Raw genomic sequence first — 24,870 nt, 5'->3', positions numbered from 1 at the left:
CGCTTACGTCGCCTTGCCGGCGATGATGCGACGGCAGCGTTGGCCCAGGTAGCGCGCGGCGTCGCCGAAACCGGCGAACTGCGGGTTGGTGGTCTGCCCCAGCGCGAAGCGGCGGTAGATCTGCTGGATGATCACCATCAGCCGAAACAGGCCGAACACTTCGTAGTAGCCGAAGTTCGACACGTCCAGGCCGCTGCGTTGTCCGTAGTAGGCGATCACCTCGCGCCGCGTGAGCATGCCGGCTTCGTGCGTGGCTTGGCGACGAAACGACTGGAACACCGCATCGTCATCCGCCTGGACCCAATAGGCGAGCGAGCCGCCCAGGTCCATCAGCGGATCGCCGATGGTGGCCATCTCCCAGTCCAGCACGCCGATGATGCGCAGCGGGTCGTCGGCAGCGAGCACCACGTTGTCGAAGCGGTAGTCGTTGTGGATGACGCAGCTGGCGTTGTCGTGGGCGGGTTGATTCGCATCGAGCCAAGCGAGGATGTCTTCGCAGGGGTCGGAACCGTCGGTGGCGGCCTGTTGCCAGCGCTCGCTCCAGCCGCTTACTTGCCTCGCGATATAGCCTTCACCCTTGCCCAGAGCGCTGAGGTCCGGTTGGGTCGTGTCGACGTGATGCAGTTCGATCAGGCGGTCGATAAAGCCAAGGCACAGACGATGCACGCGATCGCGATCCAGGCCCAGCGAAGGCGGCAGGTCGCGGCGGAGAATGGTGCCGTCGAAGCGTTCCATGACGTAAAAATCCTGCCCGATCACTTCAGCGTCGTCGCAGCGCGCAAGGATCGCCGGCACGTACGGATAGCTGGGCTTGAGCGCGCTCATGACGCGTGCCTCGCGCATCATGTCGTGCGCGGATTTCGCCTTGGCGCCGCGCGGTGGTCGGCGCAAGACCAGTTCGCGGTTGGCGTAACGGAGCAGGTAGGTGAGGTTCGAAGCGCCGCCGGGGAACTGCGACACCGCAGGCGTGCCTTCCAGCCCCGCGATGTGTTGCTTGAGGAACGCATCGACGCGCAATGCATCGAACGCATCTTCCTCGCGCACCGGGCGCGTCTGGTCCTGCATGGCGGTCATGCCTGCGTTGCCTTCGCGAGTTGGGCTTTTGCTTCCAGTTTGGCGACCACGGCACGATGCACTTCATCCGGACCGTCTGCCAGGCGCAACACACGCGCGTAGGCGAACAAGCGCGTCAGCGGCACGTCGTCGGACAGGCCGGCGCCACCGTGGATCTGGATCGCCGCATCGGCCGCCTGCTGGGCTACCGCGGGCACCACCACCTTGATCTGCGAGATCAGGCTTAGCGCCGCCTTGATGCCATGCGTGTCCAGTGTCCACGCCGTCTTCAAGGTCAGCAGGCGCGCCTGCTCGATGGCCATGCGCAGGTTGGCCACGATGTCCGCATTACCGCCGAGCTGGAGCAGTGGCTTGCCAAAGGCCACGCGCGAGTGCGCGCGTTCGCAGAGCAAGGCCAGCGCACGTTCGGCGGCGCCAAGCGCACGCATGCAGTGGTGCACGCGGCCAGGGCCGAGCCGGCCCTGGGCAATCTCGAAGCCGCGACCGGGGCCGAGAATGACGTGGTCCAGCGGCAGTCGCACGTTAGTAAAGCTGAGCTCACCATGGCCGGAGGGTTCGTCGTAGTCGTGGAACACCGGCAGCATGCGCTCGATGTGCACGCCAGCTTGATCCAGAGGACAGATCACCATGCTGTGCCGGCGATGCACGTCGGCCTGCTCGTCGCTCAGCCCCATGAAGATCACGAAGCGGCAGTGCGGATGGCCAAGGCCGGTCGTCCACCATTTGCGCCCGTTGAGCACGATATGCTCGCCATCGACTTGCGCCGTCGCCCGCATATTGGTGGCATCAGACGAAGCCACGTCCGGCTCGGTCATCGCAAAGCCCGAGCGGATCTCGCCATCGAGCAGCGGCGCCAGCCAGCGTTCGCGCTGGGCGGGCGAGCCATAACGATGCAGCACTTCCATATTGCCGCTGTCAGGCGCCGCACAATTGAACACTTCTGGCGCGATGAACGAGTGCCCCATGATTTCGGCCAGCGGCGCGTAGTCGAGATTGCTGAGGCCGCGCCCCCCCTCAAGCTCGGGCAGAAACAGGTTCCACAGGCCCGCGGCGCGGGCACGCGACTTCAGCTGTTCCATGATGACCGGCTGGCGCCACTGGCGATGGTCGGCACCGCCGGCCAGCTGGGCGGCATAGACCGTCTCGGCGGGAATCACTTCCTCACGCATGAAGCGATCGAGGCGTTCGGTCAGCGCCTGGGTGCGCTCGGAAGGTGAGAAGTCCATGGCGTTCCTCCTGAAGCGGCCAGCCTACGCCCGCGCCACCTGATAATTGAAATGAATATGCTTTATGTCCAGGTATTAGCCGTGTGAATATGTTGACGGTGAGCCGGGTCGGCTCGACGGAGGGTGCCGTGGAGCGCGACAGTCGCATCGATCTCAATCTGTTTCGTGTGCTTGACGCGATCTACAGCCATGGCGGGGTGAGCGCCGCGGCGCGTGTGCTGCACCTGACCCAGCCCGCCGTGACGCATGCGTTGCGCCGCTTGCGCGACCACCTGGGCGATCCGCTGTTCGTGCGCCAGGGCAACCGCCTGCTGCCCACCGAGAAAGTGCGCGCGATGATGCCGGCCGTGCAGGCGCATCTGAAGGGATTGCTCGGCAGCACCCATGCGCAGCCGCCGTTCGACGCGGCGCAATGGCAGATGGAGTTTGTCATTGGTTTTCGCGACATCCTCGAATCGATTGCGCTGCCGTCCCTGATGCGGGATATCGAACACGCCGCGCCGGGCGTGCGGGTGGTCAGTCGCCGTCTCGCTGCCGATGAGGTGGAGCGTGAGCTCAGCGCCGGTGCACTCGATCTGGCGGTGGACCGGCCGCTGCGTGCCGGGCCGCGTATTTCGCGTCGCCATCTGTTGGATGAGTCGCTGTCGGTGGTCATGCGCCGCGATCATCCGCTGGCGAGCCAACTGCGTCGCGCCGACTACCTCGGGGCACAGCATGTCGTCGTCTCGCCCCTAGGTGAGTCGAACGCGCTGGACCTGCTGCTGGGGCAGAGCGGCATGTTTCGCGAAGTACGCCTGGTCTGCCAGCACTATTTTTCCGCGTGCCAGATCGCTGCTGCCAGCGATTTGCTGCTCACCGTACCGCAGTCCTATGCCAATCACCTTGCCGGCCTGTTGCCGATTGCCGTGCGCCCGTTGCCGATCCGCCTGAAGGCCTTTCCGATCCTCGCCTACTGGCATGACGCCAAGGACGAAGACCAGGCGCACCGCTGGTTTCGCGAGCGCCTCGTGCAGGCCATCACGCAGGCGATGGAGCCGTCGCAAAACTGACTTGCCGGTGACGCGGATACAGGCGCAGGATGCCAGGACCGGGGCGCACATCTTCACGGCGCGGCGGATAACCCAGGAAGAACCCGGCCGCGCTTGCCGGGATGGCCCATGACGAGGAGTCTTGCATGTCGGATCAGTCCCCATCGCCTGAGCTCGTATACGACCCTACCGATCCCATGCTGCGCAAGGAGCAGATGTTCCCGCGGCTGAGCCCGGCGATGGTGCGACGTATCGCGGCCTACGGTGTGGAAGAGTTTGTGCCGACCGGCACCGTGTTGTTCCAGCGGGGCCAGCGCGGCACCGACTTCTTCCTGGTGCTGGAAGGCCTGCTCGAAGTATTCGCGACAGACAAGACCGGCGACATCAACGTCATCACGATTCATGCGGCGCGCCAGTTCAGCGGCGAGATGAACCTGTTCAACCAGCGCAGCGTGCTCGCCTCGGGGCGCGCTGCCTGCGACAGCAAGATAGTGCGCGTGCGCTCGGAGGACTTCAGGCGCATGGTCGCCTCGGAAGCGGATATCAGCGAGATCATCATGCGCGCCTTCATCCTGCGCCGGGTCGGCCTGATCCGGCAGGGCTTTGGTGGCGTGGTGCTGGTGGGGCCTGGGCACAGCGCCGACACGCTGCGGCTGGAACGCTTTCTGGTACGCAACGGCTATCCGCATAAGCTGATCGATACCGAGGTCGATCCGGATGCGGACGGTTTCGTCGCCAGCTTCCAGCTCAAGAGCGAGCAATTGCCGGTGGTGATCTGCCCGGAACGTTGCTTCCTGCAGAACCCGAGCACCAGCGAACTGGCCGATGAACTCGGACTCACCGAGTCGATCGACCCACAGCACATCTATGACGTGGTGGTGGTGGGCGCCGGTCCGGCGGGGCTGGCGGCGGCCGTCTATGCGGCGTCCGAAGGCCTTTCCACCCTGGTGGTGGAAAGCCTGGCGCCGGGCGGGCAGGCGGGCACCTCGTCGAAGATCGAGAACTACCTGGGCTTTCCCACGGGGATCTCCGGTCAGGCCTTGGCCGGACGCGCGCAGGCGCAGGCGCAGAAGTTCGGCGCGCGCCTGGCCATCTCGCGCCAGGCGTCCAGCGTCGACTGCACCGGGCAGCCCTTTCGCTTGCAGCTCGACGACGGCCAGTCCGTCGCGGCGCGCGCGGTGATCGTCGCTACCGGCGCGCGTTACCGCAAACTCGATGTGCCCGGCTATGCACGTTACGAAGGCGCGGGCATCCATTACGCGGCCACCGCGATGGAAGGCCAGCTGTGCAAGAACGAGGAAGTCGTGGTGGTCGGCGGCGGTAATTCCGCCGGGCAGGCAGCGGTCTTCCTCTCCGGCATCGCGGCACATGTGCACGTGCTGGTACGTTCCGAGGGCCTGGCCGCCACCATGTCCGACTACCTGGTGCAGCGCATCGCGCGCTCCACGGCCATCACCCTGCATACGCGCAGCGAAATCACCGGCCTCGACGGCGACGAACGCCTGCAGCAGGTGAGCTGGCGTCATCGCGATACCGGTGCACTGACCACCCGCCCGGTCGGCAACATGTTTGTGATGATCGGTGCGGAACCCTGCACGGAATGGCTGAAGGACTGTCTTGCACTGGATGACAAGGGCTTCGTGCTGACCGGGCGCTGCGCCGAAGGTCACCTGCTGGAGTCGCCGTTTGCCACCACCAAGCCAGGCATTTATGCGGTAGGCGACGTGCGCTCCGGTTCGGTGAAGCGTGTGGCCTCCAGTGTCGGCGAGGGCTCGGTGGTGATCCAGGCCGTGCATCGCTATCTGGCCCCGGACGTCGGCTGACATCAGGTGCGTTCGATCTACACTGTTCGCCCTTTGCTGGTGGACACCCGCATGCCTGTTCGGTCGATTTCCCTCACGCAGCGTTGTCCGGGTGGGTGGAGCATGCCGCGTGGCTGACGTGCGCCAGTTATTGACCGATGCTGCGCTCCAGCTCGGCGACAGGCTGGAGGCGGAACTGCTGCTGGTTCATGTTCTCGACAAGCCGCGCAGCTGGTTGATTGGGCATGCCGATGAAGCGCTGGATGCATCGCATGCCACCCGTTACGCGGCGTTGGTTGAGCGCCGCCGGCATGGCGAGCCCGTGGCATACATCACCGGCCGACGTGGTTTCTGGTCGCTGGATCTTGAAGTCACGCCGGCAACGCTCATTCCACGCCCCGAGACCGAGTTGCTGGTGGAGCTGGCGCTGGACAAGTTGCCGGCAAAAAAGCCATCGCGCGTTGCCGATCTCGGTACCGGTAGCGGAGCTATCGCACTTGCCGTCGCGCGCGAATGTCCGCACGCGCTGGTCGTGGCCACGGATGCAAGTACGGAAGCGCTAGCGGTCGCCCGGCGTAATGCCGAACGACTTGGCATCGCCAACGTCACTTTTGCACAGGGCGACTGGCTTGCTGCGCTGGCTGACCAGCGCTTCGACCTGATCGTCTCCAATCCACCCTATATCGAAGCGGGCGACCCGCATCTGGCGCAAGGCGATCTGCGCTTCGAGCCCTTCAGTGCGCTCGCTTCAGGGCGCGATGGACTGGACGATATTCGGCGCATCGTCGCGGACGCGCGAGCCCATCTCGAAGCGGGCGGCTGGTTGATGATGGAGCACGGCTGGCATCAGGGCGAGGCCGTGCGCAGCGTGCTGCTTGGTGCGGGTTACGCCGAGGTATTCACCGCCGTCGATCTGGAACAGCGCGACCGCGTGAGTGGTGGGCGCAAAGGCGACTAGGCGTTGCCAGCCGATGTGCTCACGCACATCGGCTGCAAGTGAACCAAGACTCAGGCGCTGACCTGGCTCAACGTTCCGATATGCGGGAAGCGCGTGTGAATCGCCTTGCGGATGCCAGGCAGATCGAGGCCGGCCATGGTGAGCACTTCCTCGCGGCTACCGTGTTCCAGATACACATCGGGCAGGCCCAGGTGCAGGATCGGCATGGCCACGCCATGGGCGGCCAGGCACTCCGCTACGGCACTGCCGGCGCCGCCAGCGATGGCGTTGTCTTCCAGCGTTACGAAGGCCTCGTGCGTCTTCGCCAGCTCGAGGATCATGGCCTCGTCCAGCGGCTTGACGAAGCGCATGTTGACCAGGGTGGCATCGAGTTCGGCGGCGATTTCCGCCGCGGGCGCCAACATTGCGCCGAAGCTGAGCAGGGCCAGCCCATGGCCGCGGCGACGCAGCTCCGCCTTGCCGATCGGTAGCGTCTCCAGCTCCTTGCTCAGCGCAACGCCGGGGCCGCTGCCACGCGGATAGCGCACCGCTGCCGGGCCGTGATGCTGGAAGCCCGTGCTCAGCATCATGCGGCATTCGTTTTCGTCTGCCGGCGCCATGATGATCATGTTCGGCAGGCAGCGCAGGTAAGTCAGATCGAAGCTGCCCGAATGCGTCGCACCGTCCGGGCCGACCACGCCGGCGCGATCGATGGCGAACGTCACATCGAGGTTTTGCAGCGCCACGTCGTGGATGGCCTGGTCATACGCGCGCTGCAGGAAGGTCGAGTAGATCGCCACCACCGGCTTGGCGCCCTCGCAGGCCATGCCTGCGGCCAGGGTCACGGCGTGCTGCTCGGCGATCGCCACATCGAAATAGCGCTGCGGGTATTCCTTGGAGAAGCGCACCAGTCCGGAGCCTTCGCGCATGGCCGGCGTGATGCCGAGCAGGCGGCTGTCTGCCGCGGCCATGTCGCACAACCAGTCACTGAAGATATCGGTGTAGGTGGGCTTGGACGGTGCCGATTTCTTCACCAGGCCAGCCTGCGGGTCGAACGGGCCGACCGCGTGGTATTCGATCTGCGCCTGTTCGGCGGGCGCGTAGCCCTTGCCCTTGGTGGTGATGATATGCAGCAACTGCGGGCCAGGCAGGTCCTTGACCGTACGCAAGGCCGTCAGCAGCAAGGGCAGGTTATGCCCGTCGATCGGGCCGGTGTAGTGGAAGCCCAGTTCCTCGAACAGCGTGCTCGGGACGAACATGCCCTTGGCGTGTTCTTCCCAGCGCTTGAAGAAGCGGCCGAAAAACGATTGCTTGGGGATCGCGCGCTTGGCCCGTTCACGCCACACGTTGAGCGTGCGGCTGGACATGGCGCGACCCGCCATCTTGGTCAGCGCACCGACGTTTTCGCTGATCGACATGCCGTTGTCGTTGAACACCACCAGCATGTTCGGCTCGACGTCGCCGCCATGGTTCAGCGCCTCGAACGCCAAGCCGGCCGTCATCGCGCCATCGCCGATCACCGCGACGACCTTGCGCTGATCACCCTTGCGCTGCGCGGCAATGGCCATGCCCAGCGCCGCCGAGATCGAGGTGGAGGAGTGACCGACACCGAACGTGTCGTACTCGCTCTCCTCACGGCGCGGGAACGGTGCGAGGCCGTCTTTCTTTTTGATGGTGGTGATGCGGTCTCGGCGACCCGTGAGAATCTTGTGCGGATAGCACTGGTGGCCGACGTCCCAGACGAGGCGATCGTTTGGCGTGTCGAACACGCGGTGCAAGGCCACAGTCAACTCGACCACGCCCAGGCCGGCGCCGAAATGGCCGCCCGAGCTGGCCACAGCCTCGATCAGGTATTGGCGCAGCTCATCGGCGACGGCGGGGAGCTGCTCATCGGGGATGCGGCGGAGGTCGGCCGGCGATTCGATGGGCGCCAGATGGGGGTAGCGGGACAGGTCGTTCATGGGCGTATTGTTGGCCCAGCGGAAGGGCGGGGCAAGGGCAGAGAAGTGAAAACCCGCGGCAGCTGCGTCGCGGGGCGGCCACGGGGGGGGCCTTAGGCCATCTGCTGCCGGCGGTCGCGCGGCAAGTGGCTGACCAGGAATTCCATCTGGTCGGCCAGGATGTTGCGGTTGGACAGGATCAGGTGTTCGACCCAGCTCGGGCGGTAAGGCACCGCTAGCAGGGGCATATTGGCCTGCTGGGGCGTGCGATTGCTCTTGCGCAGGTTGCAGGCCAGGCAGGCGCAGACCACGTTTTCCCAGGTGTCCTTGCCGTGTTTGGAGATCGGCAGGACATGGTCGCGGGTGAGCTCGCCGCGGCTGAAGCGCTCGCCGCAGTACATGCACAGGTAGCGGTCGCGGGCGAACAGGGCGGTATTGGTGAGCGCGGGCGCGGGATCAATCGCGTGGTCGCGGCAATGGCCGGTGCTGGCGATGATCGGATGCAGCGACAGCTGGCTCTGCAAACCACTAAGCCGGTTGTGGCCGCCATGCACGGTGAGGCAGGGGTCGCCAAGCGTCCAGGCGACAGCGTCGCGGACATACAGGCAAACCGCTTCCTGCCAGCTGATCCAGTCAAGAATGCGGCCGGCGGCATCTAGCGAAAGCACGCGGGTCGAATGCAGATCGACCACGCGGCGAGGCACTTCCATCAGCATGCAAAGCGTCCTTCAACCAAGGCGAATGAACGTTCGGGCGATGCAACGATGCTCGTAACCCGGGCAGCATAGACCAACTTTCGTTACAGAACACACGCAAATGCTTGTCTGGGCAGGCAGAACCCTAGGTCGGCAGGGGAGTTCGCTGGGACCTCAGGCACTGATATAGTGATCATTCATCTGTAGACCCGGGGCCGGGTTTGGGAGGGGGAGCCTCGGTGGCGACCCCGGCACGGCTGGGGGAGAGGTAGTAAACGTGGCTGAAGTTCTGTTCTACGAGCGTCCTGTTCCGCTCAACCGCACCGCACACAAAGACCTCCGCATCAAGCCGATTCCGAACTTGAAGTTCGCAAGCACGGTGCATTCGGTGCCGCTGACCGGCGTGGAGTTCCCCGCTGCGGCGCGCGACCTGCCCATCCTGTTCGGCGGCTTGACCCCCGAGGATGCCGGCCCGATGGCGCTGCTCGGCCTGCGCGAGAACGAGAACCTGTTCGTCAACGAAGCCGGCCAGTGGGAAGCCAATACTTACATCCCCGCCTTCGTGCGCCGTTATCCGTTCGTGCTGGCTGAAAAGCCGGTGGGTCAGGAAGGCGATGATTTCACCGTCTTCCTCGACGAGGCCTACGAAGGTTTCGGCCTGACGGAAGGCGATCGCCTGTTCAAGGAAGATGGCGCCGAGACCGAGCTGCTGGCCAATGCCGTGAAGTTCCTCGGCGAGTTCCAGCAGCATGTCGCGCGCACCCAGTGGTTCATGCAGCAGCTGCGCAAGCACAACCTGCTCGAGCCGCGCAACATCCGCCTGGAGAAGGATGGCAAGTCCATCAACCTCAATGGCCTGTTCGTGGTGAACGAGGACAAGCTGCGCCAGCTCGACGAGAAGACCACGCACGAGTTCCTGCGTGAGGGTGTGTTCGGCTGGATCTACGCGCACCTGCTGTCGCTGTCCAACATCGACCGCATCGGCCAGCGCCTGGGTCAGCGCGAGCAGGTCGAAGTGGTCGAAGCGGCTTCCGCGACCAAGAACTGATCGACCGGCGTCGCGGCCTCTCTCGATGCCGCGACGCTTTTCCTCTGGCGCGCAAGGCGCCAAGGGTCGAGCGACGGCCGCCCAGGCTCGGCCCGCCATGGCCACGTGCCGTTCGTTCCCCGACGTTGTCCTCACATTACCCAAGCGCCGACCAGGGCTATGCTTGCCGCCACATGACCGGTTGATCGGGCTGCTCCAGCGCCCGGCGTGATCTCCGTTTCCGAAGAGGTACCACCGTGTCGGAACAGAACAAGCGTGTCGTGCTGACCTACGTGGACGCCTTCAATCGCGGCGATCTCGACGCGATGTGCGCCACCTTTGCCAGCGATGCCTTGATTTATGGCGCGCTCGGCTGCGGTGGGCTCGACGTCGCCCGATCGCTGTGGGGCGACTTGATGCGCTGCTTCCAGGTCAGCCTCGAAGTGGATGCCATGATCGCCGAGGGCGAAACCGTGGCGGTGCGCTACACCGAGCGCGGCCGTTCGGTGGCGCCGTTCCACGGTGGTCCCGTGACCGGCAAGGACTATGAAGTCGTCGCCATGGAGTGGTTCGCGATCAGGCAAGGGCATATCGAGCGTCGATGGGGCGCCCGTGACGTGGCGTCGATATTTCGCCAGATGGCCTTGCCGCCGCCCTAGCTATCGCCGTAGGTCAGGCTGGGCCGCCAGTCGACGCTACGGCCTTCCGGCGTGCAGTCCAGCACATGCCATAGCGGCCAGATCGGATCGACATGGCGTGGATCCTGTCCCGGCTCGGTGGCGACGAACATCAACTCGCTGCCCCAGGTGTGATGAACCTGCCCACCGCGCCGCACGAACACGTTGAGCATCGGCATCTGCTTACCGTCGGCGGTCTCGCCGTGATAGTCCACACCGTAGGTGTTGTGCGCGGACGACAGCAGATGCAGATGGCGCCATCCGCGTTCACGGGCAAAATGGCGGATGCGTTGGATCGGCGACTTGGCCACGACAGCTACATTGGTGCGCTGGCGCAGGTGTGGCATCTCGCCGTCGAGCGCATCGAGAATGGATGAGCACGACGGGCAGGGCTGGGCCATGGCCGGGCCGTACATGAAGCTGTAGATGACCAGGCTGTCCTTGACGTCCTCGAAGAGGTCCGACAGGCGCACTTGTCGCTCGATATCCGTGTCGATCGGCGTGTCGCCCTCATCATCAAAGCTGTAGTCCACGGGAACGGGGCCGCCCGGCGGCAGGGCGCGTCGCAGGGCGGCCGTGGCCTCGACCTGTCGGCGCAATTCCATTTCGGCCTTGAGCAGGCGGTCGCGCGAGCGGCGATAGGCGTCGGTTTCGCCAGGGAATCGAACGGAATGCAGTAGCGGTTCCATCGCCGTCTCCCTACATGGTGATGGTCGTGTACGCCGCGACCAGCGCCCCTGTCCTAGAGCCTGTTTGGGATCTCCGTGTGGCCCGCGCTGGGAGCTATTTTGCGCGCAAGTCACGCTTCAGCGCACGGGCTTGGCCAGCCGCAGCAGATCGGCGGCATAGCCGGCGCCTTCGTAAATCGCCCGGGCACGCTCGTTGCCCGGAAACACGGCCAGCGTCACCAGTTGGCAGCGATGTTCGCGCGCCCAGGTTTCGGCATGTTCGAGCAGGGCCCGGCCCACGCCGCGGCCTTCCTGTGCCGGCGCCACGGCCAGGTCGGAAATATGGCAATTGCTGCGCCCGGTGAAGAAGTCCTGGGTCTTCTGCAGGTGGACGAAACCCACCGCCTCGCCGTCGCTGTCTTCGGCGACGAACAGGAAGCTGTTGGCCGGCTGGTCCTCGAGATGGCGCAGGAGGTCCTTGCGGATACCCTCGATGCATTCGTGCCGCCGTCGCCAGGGTGGCAGCGTGAAATCCACGAAGCGGGGCACCAGGCCAAGAATGAAGTCATCGTCGTCTTCGGCCAGACGAATCAGGTAGGTTACATCGCTCATGCGGGGAAACCGGGCCGCGAGGGAAAGGTTTGCTGGTTCTACACCTTGCCCGGCCGTCGCGGTAGTCCCTGGGGGCGGGTATCGCTCTTGTAGGAGCGCACCCTGCGCGCGATCACGGCGTTGCCGCTACGTAGGCTTTTCACTTGGGCCCTCCTTGACTCGGGCCCTCCTTGGCCTTCGCCCTACGGGCAGCTGGCGCTGTGCAAAGCGGCAGTCCTGCCGCTTTGTCGCGCACACGGTGCGCTCCTACATCCCCCAGGAACCAGGCGGCCCTCGTGATGAGGGCCGCTGGTTGGTCAGGCGATCGCCGGCAAGGTATCGATGCCTGCTTCCACGGCGGCCTGGTGGGTCAGGCAGCGCGGCAGGATGCGGGTGAAATAGAACCTGGCCGTATCGCGCTTGGACTGCTTGAACGCTTCCTGCTGGCTGCTATTGGCCAGGGCCGCCACGCTGCGCGCCCACATATAGGCGAGGGTGACGTAGCCGGAGTAGTACAGGTAGTCGTTCGCCGCCGCACCCAGTTCTTCCGGGTTGCCCTGCACGCGCTGCGCCAGCGACAAAGTGAGATCCGCCCACTGCTTGGCATAGATAGCCAACGGTGCGATCAGCTCGCGCAGCGATGCGTCCTGCGCATGCTGCTGGCAGAACGCCTGGATCTCCTGGAGGAAGATCTTGAAGCCGGCGCCCTGCAGCTGGAGGATCTTGCGGCCCAGCAGATCGGCTGCCTGGATGCCGGTGGTGCCTTCGTACAAGGTGATGATGCGGGCATCGCGCACGAACTGCTCGACCCCGTTCTCGGCGATATAGCCGTGGCCGCCGTACACCTGCAATGCTTCCTTGGTGCTCTCCTGCGCCAGTTCGGTCACCACGCCCTTGGCGATAGGAATCAGGAAGGCGACCAGGTCGCTGGCGTGCTTGCGGGTGGCTTCGTCGGTACCGCGTGCTTCGACGTCGGTCTGCAGCGAGGTGTACAACAGCAGCGCGCGCGAACCTTCGGCAATGGCGCGCTGGGTGAGCAGCATGCGACGCACGTCCGGCTGCACCAGCAGGTTGTCGGCCGGCTTGTTCGGGAACTTCGGACCCGACAGCGCACGCGACTGCAGGCGCTCGCGGGCGTAGTTGCTGCTGTTCTGCAGGGCGCGCTCGGTGAGCGCCAGGCCCTGCACGCCGACACCAAGGCGGGCGGCATTCATCATGGTGAACATGGCAGCCAGGCCCTTGTGCGGCTGGCCGATCAGATAGCCTTCGGCGGCGTCGAAGTTCATCACGCAGGTGGCCGAACCGCGCAGGCCCATCTTGTGCTCGATGGCGCCAGCGGCCACCGCATTGCGTGCACCCACCGAGCCGTCCGCATTGACCTTGAACTTGGGCACGATGAACATCGAGATGCCGCGACTGCCGGCCGGTGCGTCAGGCAGGCGGGCCAGCACCAGGTGGATGATGTTCTCGGTGAGGTCATGCTCGCCGGCGCTGATGAAGATCTTGGTGCCGGTGATCTTGTAGCTGCCGTCCGCGCTAGGCTCGGCGCGGGTTTTCAGCAAGCCCAGGTCGGAGCCAGCCTGCGGCTCGGTCAGGCACATGGTGCCGGTCCAGCGGCCTTCCACGATCGGCTTGAGATAGGTGTTCTGCTGCGCCTCGGTGCCGTGCACCTCCATCGCGTGGCAGGCGCCTTCGGACAGCAGCGGGTACAGGCTCCACGACAGGTTGCCCGACTGGAAGATCTCGGTGGTGGCGGTGCCGATGGTGTTGGGCAGGGCCTGGCCACCAAAGTGCTCGGCCTGGGTCAGGCCGGTCCAACCGCCGTCGGCGAACGCCTTGAAGGCCGCCTTGAAACCCTTCGGCGTGGTCACCGTCAGGGTGGCCTTGTCGAAGTGGCAGCCTTCCTCGTCGCCACTGGCATTGGTCGGCGCCAACACGGCTTCGCTCAGGCGGCCGGCTTCTTCCAGCACGGCGTCCAGCAGATCGCGCGTGTGGCCTTCGCCACCCTGCAACTTGGTAAGCACGGCTTCCGCACCAAGCACGTCAAAGAGGGCGAAACGCTGGTCGTCGAGCGGAGCCTTGTAAATGGTCATGGCGTAGTCCTTCGTGGGTAATGCGGGCGCCAGCAGTCAGCGCCAGGTGTTGGGGATGCCCGGCACCGGTGACAGCCAGTCGTTGTCGTGGAAAGTGAAATCGCGCGCCGCCTTTTCCTGCTCCGGCTGGGCGCTGGTGTTGCCCGAAACGCTATAAGCCAGGCTGCCCGCGCTGCCCTTGCTGGCGGTGGCCTTGAGGGCGGCGGTCATCTCGGGGGTGGGCAGCAGGTTGATCTGGGTGACATCCGCGGCGAAGGCGGGAATGTCCAGATCGAAGCGGGTGTGCAAGCGCACCGGGACAAGGTCGGCCACCTTCAGCTCACCGTCAATGGAGCGGAAGTCCATGCCGCCGTAGCTGTTGTTCTGGATGCGCAAGGTGAGCTGCCACTGTCCGTTCGGGCGCAGGCTCACTTCCTGGATGCTCACCGATGGCGGGAACACGCTCTTGCGCGGCGGCCCGCAAGCCACCAGCCCTGCCAGCAAAGCGGCCATCAGAGCAGCGAGCGCCATCCAGCGAAGCAGTCGTCCCATGGATTCACCTCAAACGATTGTTTGAATCTTAGCAGGAGGACCGAGGCGTCTGTCACCTGCCTTCGGCATTCAAGATCGATTTTGCTGCATGGTGCGGCGGGCGCCGTCATCCCTGCATGATGGCGTCGGCCGTGCGCCGGGAGGTTCCCATTGCGCGTTGCAGCAGGCATCATCAGCGGCTTCCCCAAAACTCCGCCTGGCACTCATGACCCGACGTATCGCTGCCCGCCGCTCGCCCATCCATGGCAATGGCGTCTTTGCCGTCGCCCCGATCAAGAAGGGCGAGGAAGTCATCGAGTACAAGGGCACGCTGATGACCCATGCCGAGGCCGACGTGCTTTATGGCGACGGCGGCGAGACCGGGCACACGTTCCTGTTCACGCTCAACGACGAGTACCTGATCGACGCCAATCGCAAGGGCAACACCGCGCGCTGGATCAACCACAGCTGCGATCCGAACTGCCAGGCACTGGTCGAGGAAAGCGCGAACAGCGATCCGCGCAAGGACCGCGTGCTGATCGAGGCGATCCGCAACATCAAGCCCGGCGAAGAGCTGACCTACGACTACGGCATCACGCTCGACGTGCCGCATACGGCGCGGCTGAAGAAGTTGTGGGAGTGTCGTTGCGGTTCGACGAAATGCACCGGGACGTTGCTCAAGTCCAAGCGCTGAATGCTATCGCCCCCTGTACGGGAGGCCCTTTTGTAGGAGCGCACCCTGTGCGCGACAAAGCGGCAGGACTGCCGCTTTGCACAGCGCCAGCTGCCCGCAGGGCGAGTGAAAAGCCAACGGAGCGGTAACGCCGTGATCGCGCACAGGGTGCGCTCCTATGGGCGCGAAGCCCCCGTCTCGGGATAACTGATCCCCACCACCTCTACGGTGAGATCGCCCGCCGGCCGATGCCACACCACTTCATCGCCGACCCGTGCACCAAGCAATGCCGCCGCCAGCGGCGATACGTAGCTGACCAGTCCGTGCTCAACATCGGCTTCGTCCTCGCCCACCAGACGGTAGCGGGCCTGGCCTTCGTCGCTATCGACGATGACTTCGGCGCCGAACGCGACGCGGTCGCGGGGTTGTTGCGGCAAGTCCACTTCGATCGCACTGCCTACGCGCGCGGTGAGCCAGCGCAGGTCACGTTCAACCACGGCGAGCTCGCTCTGCAGCGACAGAACTTCGCTGTTGGCACGTAGCGCGTCGCGCCGCTCGCGCGCCGCGATCATGCGTTCGCGCAACTGCACCAGTCCGCGCGGGGTGACGTAGTTCGGATGCTCGCTCAGCGGGATGTCCGGCAGCCGTTCGCCGACGGACTCGTCCGCATCCTTCACAAAGGCGCGGCTCATTTCATGCCTCCAGCGCCGGCTGCACCGGCGCATGCTCTGTTCATTGACATGGCGGCGTTACGTCGCGCATCAAGCGCGACGCACGCCTAGGCGAGGTGCACGACAACGGTCGGGCACGTCGTCGGTGCGATGCGGATCAGTCGTCTTCCACGTGCGGCTTCCAGGCCTCGGTGAGCTGCTTCTGTACCGGCAGTGGCACGGGTTCATAGTGGCTCAGGTCCAGGCTATAGCGACCGCGGCCCCCGGTCATGGCCTTCAGCTCGGTGGGGTAGTCGGTGAGCTCGGCGAGCGGTGCCTGGGCCTTGATCACCAGTTCGCCACCGCGCAGCGAATCGGTGCCCAGGATGCGTGCGCGTTTGCCGGCGAGGCCGCCCGTCACGTCGCCTACACTTCCTTCGGGAATCGCCACTTCGACGTCGACGATGGGCTCGAGCACGATCGGGCGCGCCTTGCCCACGGCATCAAGGAACGCCTTCTTTCCCGCACTGACGAAGGCCACTTCCTTCGAGTCCACCGGATGGTACTTGCCGTCGTACACCGTTACGCGCAGATCCTGGAGCGGGAAGCCGGCAACCGCTCCGGTTTCCAGCGCCTGGCGCACGCCTTTTTCGATCGCCGGCAAGAACTGGCCGGGAATCACGCCGCCCTTCACCGCATCCACGAACTCGAAGCCGGCGCCACGATCGAGCGGTTCGACGCGCAGGAATACTTCACCGAACTGGCCGGCGCCACCCGTCTGCTTTTTGTGCCGATGATGGCCTTCCGCATGGCCGGCGATGGTCTCGCGATAAGCGATACGCGGTGGATGCGTAGCCACCTCCACGCCATAGCGCTCCTTCATTCGCTCAAGCATGATTTTCAGATGCAGGTCGGACAGGCCACGCACCACGGTTTCGTTGAGTTCCTTGTGGTGTTCGACGCGGAAGCAAGGATCCTCTTCTGACAGCCGGGCGAGTGCTTGCGACAGCTTTTGCTCCTGTCCCTTGTGTTTGGGTTCCAGCGCAAGCCCGAACATCGGTTGCGGGAACTGCATCGGCGACAGATGGATGCTGTCTTCGTCGTGGGAGTCGTGCAGCACGGCGTCGAAGTGAATTTCTTCCACCTTGGCGATCGCGGCGATATCGCCGGGAATCGCCTGCTCGATCTCTTCGTGCGTCTTGCCACGGAGGCGGAACAGGTGTCCGACCTTGAACGCCTTCTTGTTGTCGTCAATGAACAGCTGGGTGTCGCGCCGGATCGTGCCCTGCCACACGCGGAACACGCCGAGCTTGCCGACGAAGGGATCGTTGACGATCTTGAACACGTCGGCGATCACGTGCTGGGCGGGATCGGCATTGACCGTGATGCGTTCGCCTTCGCTGTTGACGAAGGGTGGCGGATTGCCTTCGGCGGGGTTGGGCAGCAGTCGCGCGGCGAGTTCGAGAAATTCCTTCGCGCCAGCGCCCGTACGTGCACTGACGAAGCAGATCGGAATCAGGTGCCCCTCACGCAGGCACTGTTCGAAAGCGTCATGCAGCTCCTGCGGGCTGAGGTCGCCTTCACCCGAATCGAGGTAGTGCCCCATCACCGATTCGTTGATTTCCACCACCTGGTCGAGAATGCGCTGATGCGCCTCCGCCAAGGTCGAGAAATCGGTCGTGCCTTTGTCGTGGAAGAAACAGTCCAGCACATGCTTGCCGCCCTGGCATGGCAGGTTCACGGGCAGGCATTGGGTGCCGAATTCCTCACGCAGCGCGTCGACCAGGGCGCCCAGCTTGGCACCTTCGAAGTCGATCTTGTTGACCACGATGACGCGCGCGAGGCGACGTTGTGCGGCGCGCTCCATCATGCGTCGCGTGCCGTATTCGATGCCGTTGATCGCGTTGACCACGATGGCGATGGTTTCGGCGGCTGCAAACGAGGAAAGCGTTGGGCCGCGGAAATCCGTATAGCCGGCGGTATCGATCAGGTTGATGTGGCTGCCGCCATAGGGAATGCCGGCGATGGAGCTGTCGATGGAATGGCCGCGCGCCTTTTCCTGACTGTCCGTATCCGATTGCGTGGTGCCTTTTTCGACCGAGCCCTGCGCCTGGATGACGCCGCCGGCATGGAGCAGCGTTTCGAACAAGCTGGTCTTGCCGGCACCAGCATGGCCGGTGAGTGCGATGTTGCGGATGTTTTCCGTGTTGTACGACACGATGCGACCCTCCTTTGCAGGGCGCGGGATCGTGCCGACGATGACCTGCGGCGCCGCACGAAGCCGCACGAGCGACTGACGATGGCGGGCCGTCATGGTCGTCCAGGCGTGCGGGACGCGGGGGCGGTCATGGCGGATAACGGCCGGGGAGGCCGTCCGCATAGCCTTGAGCCAATGTCGCGCGGGGTCAAGTTGCACTGCGGGGCAGGGAACCGAAGCCCCGCCTGACTTGTCAGCATCAGTCTCCACCCCACGCGCGGCCTGAAGGATGCAGGCAGTGCGGTTTTCCCTATGCAAGCCGGAAGGGACTCGCCATCGAGCACACCGAGCAGGTCGAACATCATCGCTGGACGTCGCCCGACTCCCTGAAGCGCGGACTGGCGCCCCTCGATGGCCCCACCCGCGCACTGCTGCACCAGATGCGCTGGCGCAAGGCGCCGCCCAACCGGCGGCGCCAATGGGCGGCCTTGGGCGTGGTGTTGCTGCTGCATGCCTTGTTCGGCCTGCTTACCTGGCACGAAATGAAGCTGCGCAACCTGCCCGTGCTGGCGCACCGGCGCGACAACGCCCTGCAGGTTCGCCTGATTCCACGCGCGGCCATTCGTCCTGCTACCGAGCTAGCCCCGCTGGCGCTACCGCCCCCGCCTGCCCCCGTGGTCGCGATGCCGCATGAGGTCGTGAAGCCGCCACCGGTGCACGAAGCGCCCGCGAAGAACGCGATGACCGTGAGCATGCCTGCGGCCGCGCCAACGCCTGCACCGTCACCTCCGCCTAACGAAGCGCCTCCACAGCCGCTGTTGCCGTCGGCCAGCAGTGCGGCGCCCGCCGCAGCGCCCGGCTATGTGCAACGGACGCCGCAAGGCGATACCAAGGTGATGCAGCACGACAGCCCCATCACCTACAAGCCAACGCGCTTCGAAGAGGGCTTTTCGCACGGCGGCAGCAGCGTCGACGACGCGTTGCAGCGCGCCGTCGACAGCACGACGGTGAAGAAGACGTTCCATATCGCGCCTGGCGTGCGCATCCACTGCGCCATCTCGTTCGCCGCGCTGGCGGGTGGTTGCGGGGGCGATCCGCCGCCGCCGCCGTCGTCGAAGAGCGGCGACATGCGCCTCAACATGGCACCGGCCAGCGCGCTGGCGCCGAGCACGTCGACGCCGTCCCCGCCAAGTCTGGACGAGTGCATTGCGATCTACCGTGCCGACAAACCGTTGCCGCAGGGCTGCCCGGTCGATACGCCTACGCGATCCGTCGATGCCGAACTGCGCGATCGCGCAGCTCACCAGGGCGAGCAAAACGGCGGATAGCCATTGTCACGCGTTGCGTGGGGGCTTCTCAGACAACCCGGGTCGCCGGCTACACTTGCCCCATGGACAGGGAATCCTCCGCCCGACTGACTGTGTCGCTTCCATCGCCCAAGTCAGCGGCGGAGGGCGGTGCCGTGTATCGCCGTCGGCGCGCCGAGCGACCGCGCGATCGCTGGTTGCGCATCCTCGCCCTGGTGGGTGCATTGGTCGTCCATCTGGTGTTCCTGGTTGGAGCCATCCTGGGCCCGGCCTATGACCAGGAAGAGCTGAACGAAGCATCCACGACGGCGCTGCAGGTTCGGCTGATCGAGAAGAAGCAGGAAGAGCCACCACCGCCACCGCCCGTGCGCGGCACGCCGCCCAAGCAGGTAGGACCGGTGCATCGTGGTAATGCGACAAACGCGCCGCATACGGCGAAGCGAAGCACGCCAGCAACGCGCACCAATAACGACATCTCGCCCGTGCCCGTGCCTGCGCTGGAGGCGCCGGTGATCGCCACGGCAGCGAGGCCGACCGCGCCCAAGCCGGAGATCACGGCCGCGCCGCTGCCGCCGGTGACCGTACCCAAGCCTGCACCCACGCAAGAGCTGCAGCCGGTGCCGAGCGCTGCCCAGCCGCCGCAGGTGGCACTGGAGACGCCGCCCGTAGCGCAGCCGGTGCCACCAAAGTTCCAGCCCGAGCCCGTGCGCAAGCCTCAGGTGGAAGGCAACGAGCCGGTACCGCCGCCGGCGTCACTGGCGCTGCCCGAGATACCGCCGCAATCGGCGCCCGTGGTGGAGGCGCCCAGCGTCGCCATGGAGAAGGCTGCGCCGGTCAATACGCCGCCCAGCGTGGCGCCCGTGGCCCGGCCACAGGAACCTGCCGCGCCGCCGGAGCCGGAGATGCAGGCCGTGCCGTTGCCGGCGCAGCCCGCACCGACGGTGAACCTGGAGCCGCAGCCCACTACCGTCACGCCGGTGGTCTCACGCGAGCAACCGCGGATCGAGGCACCTGCCATCCAGGTGGCGGAGCCCGAACTCGAAGCGGTTCCGCTGCCGCCGAATCCACAGCCAAGCATGCAGCGCCCGCAGGCGCCGCGCCTGGAGACCGCAGCGCCCAAGGCGATCGCGCTGGAGAACCAGCCGACGATCGAACGTCCGCAGATCTCGGCCGAGCCACCGTCAGAGGCGGCACCGAGCCCGGCAAGCGCGGCTCCCACGTCGACGCCCTCCGCGGCACAAGCACAAAGTGCAGCGGCCGCCCAGGAAAGTACGGCCAGCAGCGAAAGCCGCAAGTCGGCCGGTGAGCAGGGCGCCAGCAGTGCGCCCAATGCCACGCCACAAGGCAGTAGCGCTGGAACGCCCGGACAGCCTAACGGCGCGAACCAGTCGCCCGCGGTGGCCGGCAAGAACGGCTTGAATCTGTCCGTGCCTGCCGGTCAGGGCAATGGGCAAGGACCGCAAGGGCAGAACCCGTCCGGAGGACCCAGCGGCACCTATGTCCAGCTCAAGCCGCACGGCAATACCGAAATCATGTCGCACGGCACGCCCAATATTGGCTACGAGTCGACTCGTTTCGACAAGGACTGGACGCCGGAGGGAGAGAGTTCCATCGATACGGCGCTTCGCCATGCGGTGGAAAAGACCACCATGCGGCATACCTTCCACTTGCCGCGTGGCGTGCGTGTCGAGTGCGTGGTGATGCCATTGTTCCCGATGGCCTTGTTCGGCTGCGGCAATGGCGATCCGCCGCCGAAGCCGGTAGACGACGTCGTCTATCAAAGGATGAAACTTGCGCCGAGCAATCCGCTGGTAACGCCGGCACCAGCCGCCACGCAGGCATCAGCGGTGGTAGCAACGGCCAAGCTGGACAATAGTGCTCAGTGCGCCGCGGCGCGGGTGGGTGGCGGACCGCTGCCGCCAGGGTGCGAGGTTGATCCGCCGGTGGTGAATCCGGTGCCGGCGCGGGCGGGTAGCACCTGGGTGCCGGCGAGCGACCAGTTTCACTGAGTTGCAGATCGCCTGCCCACGCACGGCTGCACAGGGTGCGCTCCTACAAAAAACGTCCGCGCCGGCGGTGTGATGCGGCCGCCGGCGTCCTCAGCGCAAAATTCCGTCTGCTTTCAGCTTCGGAATCAGCGTCTGCGCCAGCTGCGTGGAGGTCTTGGGAATGTCGTTGGTGGCCACGTTTTCGGTGGTCACCGACCAGATCAACTTTTCGCTGCGCGCGTCCCACACGCTGGTTTCCAGCGTGATCACTTCATACTGTTGGATGTCAGGCGTGGATGCCCAGGCGCCGCCGTACCAGCCGTAGAAGCCGCCGTAGTACGGGCCGCTCGGCGTCACGTTGATCTTCTGCTCGACACGCTGCACGCGCGTAACCAGCACCGCCTGCGCTCCGCTGCCCTTGACCAGGTCGTGTAGCCGCACGGAGCCGCCACTGCCAGGCGGTATCTGGGTATAACTGGCTGAAGCCTGCACGCCGGCAGCCTGCAGCTGTTGCGCGAAGGTGTCCTCGAAGATGCGCCGCATGACATCGCTGCGCGAGATGCCGACGACCACGACGCTGGATGCCGGCGGGCCGGCCCAGGACGGATCGCGCCATTGATTGGTGATGCTGACGGTCGAGCACGCGCCAAGCACCAAGGCCATGACGATGAGCGGGAGACGCAGCAGTTTCATGACGTCGACTCCTAGGTGAAAGACCCGGGCGGGCAAGGCGCATTGTGCGAGGCGGATCGTGGATGCCACGCGATGGCCGCGCACCAGCTTGTCCCACCCTGCGGGGCTTGTCGATCGAAGTTCCACGGTGCCTGAGGCAGTAAAACTACCAAACAGCCAAGAGCCTGCTCCGAGTAGATTCCCGGAACAGGTTGTTGGCTTCATGGTTAGGGCCGCAGCAGCAGACCGAGCCAGTTCAATCGACGCATGGCCCATCCTGCGAACGGGCCATGCCGCCGTCACAGCATGCGCAGCAGTTCTTTCATCAACGGCAGTCGACGCACGCGCACTGCGCTCACGCGGAACACGGCGTTGGCCAGGGCGGGTGCCGCGGTCGGCATGGCCAGGAAGCTGGCGCCCGTTGGCTCGCCCTCACCAGGTACCAGGATCACTTCCGTGGTGTCGGGCAGCTGCGCCATGCTGGCGAGTGGGTAGTCCTTCCAGTTGCGCTGCTGGACCTGGCTGTCCTTGTAGGTCACCGAGAGATTGAGTGTGGTGGACAACGCATCGAGCGTGGCGCCGGCCACCTGGCCTTCGAGACCCTTGGGGTTGATCACGCGGCCAACATCGACCGCGCAGACGGCACGCTCGATGTTGAGGCGATCACCTTGCAGGGATGCCTCGACAGCATGCGCGACATACGCGCCGTCGACGTACCAGCAGGCGATACCCAAACCGTTGACCGTGCGCAGCCAGTTCTTCCATTCGATGCGATCGGCCACCAGCTTCAGCACATTGATCAGACGACCGGTGTCGAGCGTCTGTCCTTCACCCAGCTGAATCTGGCGCGGCTCGCCGAGCAGGCGCAGGCGCGTGACGAGCGGATCTTCCTTCAGACTGTGCGCAATCTCGTCGACGAAGCTTTCGACCGCGAACGCGTTGCTCAGGTGTGGCATGCCACGAGCCAGGCCACGCGGCATGGCCGAGGGCAGGGAGTGCCAGTCGCTGCGCAGGTTGGGCACGAGTCCGGCAGGTAGCTGATGGGCATCCACTTCGGACGTCCAAAAGCGATTGTCGGGTACGCCGCGCTGCGCCAGCGCGGAAGCACTTGCCATGCGCTGGTTCCAGCTGACGACCTGGCGCTTGCCGTCGAGCGTGGCGTTGAGCTTGTGCACGCAGGCGGAGCGATAGAAGTCCTGGGTCATGTCCTCATCGCGCGTCCACATCAGCTTGACAGGCTTTTCCGCCTCTTTGGCGAGCATGACCGCTTCAGCGACGTAGTCGTGGTCGAGACGGCGGCCGTAACCACCGCCGACACGCGGCACGCTGATCTGGATCTGCGCGGGCGAGAGGCCGGTGAGTCGCTGCACGATACGCCATGCGTCCTGCGGCGACTGGGTCGGCACCACCAAGGTGGCACTGTCCTTGTCGATGTGCGCCACGCAGTTCATCGGCTCGGCGGTGGCATGGGCCAGCCACGGCTGCACATAGGTCGCTTCGACGCGGTGGGCGGCCTTCTTGCTGGCAGTGTCGACGTCGCCATCGTTGCGCACGCGGGTGGTGGGCGCCGCGTCCTTGTTGTTGACGAGGTCGGCGGCCTGCTGCTCGAACCAGGCACTGCTTTCGCTCTGGCTGCCGGGCTTCCACTGGAGCTTGAGGTTGGCGCGACCTTGCAAGGCCGCCCAGGTGCTGTCGGCCAGTACCGCCACGGCCGGCGAGCGCACCGTGTGGCCCAGTGGCTGGCCGGGCTCGGGTTTGAGCTGCACGACCTTGAGCACACCTTTCACCGCCATGGTGTCCGTGGTGTCGAGGTTGTCCAGGCTGCCGTCCGGCCAAGGGCAATGGCTGAGCACGGCGGTCAGCATGTCGCCGGCATAGCTGTCGAGCGTGAAGATGGCCTGGCCGGTCACGACGGCGCGTGCGTCGACGGTGCCTGCGGGGTGACCGATCAAAGTGTATTTGTCAGGCGTTTTCAGCGGCACCGGTGACGTGGGCGGCGCGATCTGCGCGGCCGCCTCGGCCAGGGCGCCGTAGCTGAAACGACGGCCATCGGGAGCGATGACATTGCCGGCCTCGCAGCGCAGCCGCTCGGCGGGCACGCCGAGGCGTCGCGCTGCCGCCTGCAGCAGCAGCCAGCGAGCGAGCGCGCCGACCTCGCGCAAGTCGGCCCACGCGGTTGGAATCGAATTACCGAGTCCACTGGTCTGATGGCCATAAGGCCAGCGCGGCTTTCCGTTGTCGTCCTCAACGCCCAGGCCCAATGGCACCACGCTGACACGGGTCCAGTCGGCGTCGAGCTCATCGGCAATGATGCGCGGCAGCGACGTGGTGGTGCCCGTGCCGGTGTCAGGATCGCGTGCGCCGATGATGACGTTGCCGTCGGCATCGATGCGCACGAACGGGCCGAGGCCGTACAAGGTGTCGCCGAGCAGGGCGGGCGGCACCGGTGCGTCGGTGGCATCGGCCAGGCGAATGCCCACCACCAGCGCACCGGCCGTGCCGGCGAGAACCTGCAGGAAGCGGCGACGCGAAAGCCGCGTGCCGTCGTTCGGGCTACCGATCATGCGTGGCTCCCGCTGGAGGCGACGCGCTTGATGGCGAGGCGCACACGCGTCTGGCAGCCACAGCGGCAGAGATTGGGCAACTGGTTGATCTCGTTGTCGCTGGGCTGCGAATGGCGATTGAGCAGGTCGAGCGACGCCATCAGCCAGCCTGGCGTGCAGTAACCGCAGCCGATCGCATCTTCGTCCACAAAGGCCTGTTGCAGCGGATGCAGCTTGCCGTCGGCGGCAGCCAGGCCTTCCACCGTGGTGATCGGCTTGCCAGCCAGGTCGGCGACAAGGACATGGGTGGCGGAAGCCAGTTTGCCGTCGACCAGCACCAGGTCGTGACCGCCTTCGCCATGCTCACCGCTGTACTTGGTGCCGGTGAGTCGCAGGATGTCCCTTAGATACCAAAGCAGCGGCATCTGCGCGTCGCCGGTGTGACGGTACGGCCTGCCGTTGATCTCCAGATCGATGCCCTCGCGCACCTTCTCGGGCACGATGGCATTGGTCGGGTGGGGCGTCAGGATCGGGTCTTGCACTTGCGCCATCGGTGAGACTCTCCTTCTCTA

21 protein-coding genes are annotated in these 24,870 nt (G+C 65.3%); 8 read left to right on the top strand and 13 right to left on the bottom strand.

Going from position 1 to position 24,870, the window contains the following annotated elements; genetic code table 11:
• Positions 1–3: 3 nt before the first annotated feature.
• Together ACT01B_RS17455 and ACT01B_RS17450 are read right to left on the bottom strand one after the other, a co-directional pair.
• Positions 4–1,074: a phosphotransferase family protein gene (locus ACT01B_RS17455; RefSeq protein WP_445144477.1), complete on the bottom strand. Its 1,071-nt coding sequence runs from the start codon at positions 1,072–1,074 to the stop codon at positions 4–6.
• Positions 1,071–2,300, bottom strand: a complete 1,230-nt coding sequence (locus ACT01B_RS17450; protein WP_445144476.1) for an acyl-CoA dehydrogenase family protein — start codon at positions 2,298–2,300, stop codon at positions 1,071–1,073. Before ACT01B_RS17450 ends, ACT01B_RS17455 begins: the two co-directional genes overlap by 4 nt.
• Before the next feature lie 89 nt (positions 2,301–2,389).
• On the opposite strand from ACT01B_RS17450, the gene ACT01B_RS17445 reads away from it, so the two are divergent.
• The 3 genes from ACT01B_RS17445 (at position 2,390) to prmC (ending at position 6,088) form a co-directional block, all read left to right on the top strand.
• The gene (locus ACT01B_RS17445) at positions 2,390–3,349 is read left to right on the top strand and encodes a LysR family transcriptional regulator (RefSeq protein WP_445147518.1); all 960 of its coding nucleotides are present in this window, start codon (positions 2,390–2,392) and stop codon (positions 3,347–3,349) included.
• Positions 3,350–3,474: 125 nt separating this feature from the next.
• Positions 3,475–5,151, top strand: coding sequence for an FAD-dependent oxidoreductase (locus tag ACT01B_RS17440; RefSeq protein ID WP_445144475.1), 1,677 nt, complete (start codon positions 3,475–3,477; stop codon positions 5,149–5,151).
• Between the two features lie 109 nt (positions 5,152–5,260).
• The gene (gene prmC / locus ACT01B_RS17435; protein ID WP_445144474.1) at positions 5,261–6,088 is read left to right on the top strand and encodes a peptide chain release factor N(5)-glutamine methyltransferase; all 828 of its coding nucleotides are present in this window, start codon (positions 5,261–5,263) and stop codon (positions 6,086–6,088) included.
• Positions 6,089–6,138: 50 nt separating this feature from the next.
• Here the strand turns inward: prmC and dxs are convergent, their stop codons facing one another.
• Entirely contained in the window at positions 6,139–8,028 is a 1,890-nt protein-coding gene (gene dxs, locus ACT01B_RS17430) for a 1-deoxy-D-xylulose-5-phosphate synthase (protein ID WP_445144473.1), read from the bottom strand.
• A 92-nt stretch (positions 8,029–8,120) separates the two neighbouring features.
• Positions 8,121–8,723, bottom strand: coding sequence for an HNH endonuclease (locus tag ACT01B_RS17425; RefSeq protein WP_445144472.1), 603 nt, complete (start codon positions 8,721–8,723; stop codon positions 8,121–8,123).
• A gap of 256 nt (positions 8,724–8,979) precedes the next feature.
• Here ACT01B_RS17425 and ACT01B_RS17420 point away from each other — a divergent pair, with 256 nt between their 5' ends.
• On the top strand, positions 8,980–9,750 hold the full coding sequence (locus ACT01B_RS17420) for a SapC family protein (RefSeq protein ID WP_445144471.1): 771 nt from the start codon (positions 8,980–8,982) through the stop codon (positions 9,748–9,750).
• A 236-nt stretch (positions 9,751–9,986) separates the two neighbouring features.
• Positions 9,987–10,388, top strand: a complete 402-nt coding sequence (locus tag ACT01B_RS17415) for an ester cyclase (RefSeq protein ID WP_445144470.1) — start codon at positions 9,987–9,989, stop codon at positions 10,386–10,388.
• Here ACT01B_RS17415 and ACT01B_RS17410 read toward each other — a convergent pair.
• The 4 genes from ACT01B_RS17410 to ACT01B_RS17395 all read right to left on the bottom strand — a co-directional run bounded on the left by ACT01B_RS17410 (position 10,385) and on the right by ACT01B_RS17395 (position 14,289).
• The gene (locus tag ACT01B_RS17410) at positions 10,385–11,095 is read right to left on the bottom strand and encodes a DUF899 family protein (RefSeq protein ID WP_445144469.1); all 711 of its coding nucleotides are present in this window, start codon (positions 11,093–11,095) and stop codon (positions 10,385–10,387) included. The genes ACT01B_RS17415 and ACT01B_RS17410 overlap by 4 nt on opposite strands.
• Before the next feature lie 117 nt (positions 11,096–11,212).
• On the bottom strand, positions 11,213–11,686 hold the full coding sequence (locus tag ACT01B_RS17405) for a GNAT family N-acetyltransferase (protein WP_445144468.1): 474 nt from the start codon (positions 11,684–11,686) through the stop codon (positions 11,213–11,215).
• Between the two features lie 296 nt (positions 11,687–11,982).
• The gene (locus ACT01B_RS17400) at positions 11,983–13,758 is read right to left on the bottom strand and encodes an acyl-CoA dehydrogenase C-terminal domain-containing protein (RefSeq protein ID WP_445144467.1); all 1,776 of its coding nucleotides are present in this window, start codon (positions 13,756–13,758) and stop codon (positions 11,983–11,985) included.
• A gap of 36 nt (positions 13,759–13,794) precedes the next feature.
• On the bottom strand, positions 13,795–14,289 hold the full coding sequence (locus ACT01B_RS17395; protein ID WP_445144466.1) for a hypothetical protein: 495 nt from the start codon (positions 14,287–14,289) through the stop codon (positions 13,795–13,797).
• 205 nt (positions 14,290–14,494) lie between these two features.
• On the opposite strand from ACT01B_RS17395, the gene ACT01B_RS17390 reads away from it, so the two are divergent.
• A complete protein-coding gene (locus ACT01B_RS17390) occupies positions 14,495–14,962 on the top strand; it encodes an SET domain-containing protein (RefSeq protein ID WP_445144465.1) in 468 nt (155 codons plus the stop codon).
• A 155-nt stretch (positions 14,963–15,117) separates the two neighbouring features.
• Here ACT01B_RS17390 and ACT01B_RS17385 read toward each other — a convergent pair whose 3' ends face one another.
• Positions 15,118–15,633 carry a GreA/GreB family elongation factor gene (locus ACT01B_RS17385; RefSeq protein WP_445144464.1) on the bottom strand — a complete coding sequence of 172 codons (516 nt, stop codon included), beginning with the start codon at positions 15,631–15,633 and terminating at the stop codon, positions 15,118–15,120.
• 136 nt (positions 15,634–15,769) lie between these two features.
• Entirely contained in the window at positions 15,770–17,809 is a 2,040-nt protein-coding gene (gene fusA / locus ACT01B_RS17380) for an elongation factor G (protein ID WP_445147517.1), read from the bottom strand.
• Positions 17,810–18,228: 419 nt separating this feature from the next.
• Here fusA and ACT01B_RS17375 point away from each other — a divergent pair, with 419 nt between their 5' ends.
• Together ACT01B_RS17375 and ACT01B_RS17370 are read left to right on the top strand one after the other, a co-directional pair.
• Positions 18,229–19,116 carry a hypothetical protein gene (locus ACT01B_RS17375; RefSeq protein WP_445144463.1) on the top strand — a complete coding sequence of 296 codons (888 nt, stop codon included), beginning with the start codon at positions 18,229–18,231 and terminating at the stop codon, positions 19,114–19,116.
• Between the two features lie 62 nt (positions 19,117–19,178).
• Positions 19,179–21,104, top strand: a complete 1,926-nt coding sequence (locus ACT01B_RS17370) for a hypothetical protein (RefSeq protein ID WP_445144462.1) — start codon at positions 19,179–19,181, stop codon at positions 21,102–21,104.
• Between the two features lie 90 nt (positions 21,105–21,194).
• Here the strand turns inward: ACT01B_RS17370 and ACT01B_RS17365 are convergent, their stop codons facing one another.
• The 3 genes from ACT01B_RS17365 to ACT01B_RS17355 all read right to left on the bottom strand — a co-directional run bounded on the left by ACT01B_RS17365 (position 21,195) and on the right by ACT01B_RS17355 (position 24,849).
• The gene (locus ACT01B_RS17365; protein ID WP_445144461.1) at positions 21,195–21,776 is read right to left on the bottom strand and encodes a DUF4136 domain-containing protein; all 582 of its coding nucleotides are present in this window, start codon (positions 21,774–21,776) and stop codon (positions 21,195–21,197) included.
• A gap of 278 nt (positions 21,777–22,054) precedes the next feature.
• Positions 22,055–24,319 carry a molybdopterin cofactor-binding domain-containing protein gene (locus ACT01B_RS17360; RefSeq protein ID WP_445144460.1) on the bottom strand — a complete coding sequence of 755 codons (2,265 nt, stop codon included), beginning with the start codon at positions 24,317–24,319 and terminating at the stop codon, positions 22,055–22,057.
• Entirely contained in the window at positions 24,316–24,849 is a 534-nt protein-coding gene (locus tag ACT01B_RS17355) for a (2Fe-2S)-binding protein (RefSeq protein ID WP_445144459.1), read from the bottom strand. Before ACT01B_RS17355 ends, ACT01B_RS17360 begins: the two co-directional genes overlap by 4 nt.
• Positions 24,850–24,870 lie beyond the last annotated feature (21 nt).

The organism is Dyella sp. Tek66A03 (genome assembly GCF_052567735.1).
The sequence above is the reverse complement of the archived record's forward strand: the minus strand, read 5'-3'. Positions and strand labels throughout refer to the sequence as shown.

Coding starts and splice junctions, on each gene's coding strand:
- ACT01B_RS17405 (WP_445144468.1), bottom strand. CDS start 11,686: ATGAGCGATGTAACCTACCTGATTCGTCTGGCCGAAGACGACGATGAC.
- ACT01B_RS17450 (WP_445144476.1), bottom strand. CDS start 2,300: ATGGACTTCTCACCTTCCGAGCGCACCCAGGCGCTGACCGAACGCCTC.
- ACT01B_RS17355 (WP_445144459.1), bottom strand. CDS start 24,849: ATGGCGCAAGTGCAAGACCCGATCCTGACGCCCCACCCGACCAATGCC.
- ACT01B_RS17400 (WP_445144467.1), bottom strand. CDS start 13,758: ATGACCATTTACAAGGCTCCGCTCGACGACCAGCGTTTCGCCCTCTTT.
- ACT01B_RS17385 (WP_445144464.1), bottom strand. CDS start 15,633: ATGAGCCGCGCCTTTGTGAAGGATGCGGACGAGTCCGTCGGCGAACGG.
- ACT01B_RS17455 (WP_445144477.1), bottom strand. CDS start 1,074: ATGACCGCCATGCAGGACCAGACGCGCCCGGTGCGCGAGGAAGATGCG.
- ACT01B_RS17360 (WP_445144460.1), bottom strand. CDS start 24,319: ATGATCGGTAGCCCGAACGACGGCACGCGGCTTTCGCGTCGCCGCTTC.
- ACT01B_RS17410 (WP_445144469.1), bottom strand. CDS start 11,095: ATGGAACCGCTACTGCATTCCGTTCGATTCCCTGGCGAAACCGACGCC.
- ACT01B_RS17445 (WP_445147518.1), top strand. CDS start 2,390: ATGTTGACGGTGAGCCGGGTCGGCTCGACGGAGGGTGCCGTGGAGCGC.
- ACT01B_RS17375 (WP_445144463.1), top strand. CDS start 18,229: ATGCGCTGGCGCAAGGCGCCGCCCAACCGGCGGCGCCAATGGGCGGCC.
- ACT01B_RS17365 (WP_445144461.1), bottom strand. CDS start 21,776: ATGAAACTGCTGCGTCTCCCGCTCATCGTCATGGCCTTGGTGCTTGGC.
- ACT01B_RS17390 (WP_445144465.1), top strand. CDS start 14,495: ATGACCCGACGTATCGCTGCCCGCCGCTCGCCCATCCATGGCAATGGC.
- ACT01B_RS17440 (WP_445144475.1), top strand. CDS start 3,475: ATGTCGGATCAGTCCCCATCGCCTGAGCTCGTATACGACCCTACCGAT.
- dxs (WP_445144473.1), bottom strand. CDS start 8,028: ATGAACGACCTGTCCCGCTACCCCCATCTGGCGCCCATCGAATCGCCG.
- ACT01B_RS17370 (WP_445144462.1), top strand. CDS start 19,179: ATGGACAGGGAATCCTCCGCCCGACTGACTGTGTCGCTTCCATCGCCC.
- ACT01B_RS17395 (WP_445144466.1), bottom strand. CDS start 14,289: ATGGGACGACTGCTTCGCTGGATGGCGCTCGCTGCTCTGATGGCCGCT.
- ACT01B_RS17425 (WP_445144472.1), bottom strand. CDS start 8,723: ATGCTGATGGAAGTGCCTCGCCGCGTGGTCGATCTGCATTCGACCCGC.